This window comes from Peribacillus sp. NPDC056705 (assembly GCF_043656335.1).
In genome coordinates this window covers 1-604 of record NZ_JBHTYI010000131.1, presented here as the reverse complement: position 1 = coordinate 604, position 604 = coordinate 1, and the positions used below count along the sequence as shown (strand labels likewise).

The following is a 604-nucleotide window of genomic DNA, read 5'->3' as shown; positions in this document are numbered from 1 at the left end:
TGAATGTGAAGCCTGCCGGCGTATTACCGCTGGTGCGGTGATGGATGTGCAGGAGATTGATGCTGCATCCAACCGCGGCGTCGAAGAGATTCGCGACTTGCGGGATAAAGTCAAATACGCACCGACTGAAGTGCGCCGCAAGGTCTATATTATTGATGAAGTACACATGTTGACGACGGAAGCGTTCAACGCTCTTCTGAAGACGCTTGAAGAACCTCCGGCACATGTGATGTTTATACTGGCAACAACGGAGCCCCACCGACTACCGGCAACGATCATCTCTCGCTGTCAGCGGTTTGACTTCCGGCGCGTCTCTCTGGAGGAACAAACAGGCAGGTTAGAGCGTATTTGTGGAGAAGAAGGGATTATTGCCGAGCAGGAGGCCCTTCAGTATATCGCCCGTCTGTCGGACGGTGGTATGCGCGATGCGCTTAGTATTTTGGATCAGATTGCATCTTTTACCGGCGGCACGGTATCCTATCAACAGGTTCTGGAAATGACGGGCGGTATCGCCTCCGAGCAATTTGGACGACTGGCGAGTGCCTTGAAACAGGGGGATGCAGGGCTTGTGCTACAGATGGTCGAGCAGTTTATGCAAGAGGGT

At 53.3% G+C, this 604-nt stretch carries 1 protein-coding gene; it reads left to right on the top strand.

The window, feature by feature from the left end:
* Positions 1-604, top strand: a 604-nt coding sequence (dnaX, locus tag ACFRAK_RS28140; protein ID WP_394573059.1) for a DNA polymerase III subunit gamma/tau, incomplete at both ends; no start/stop codon positions are given.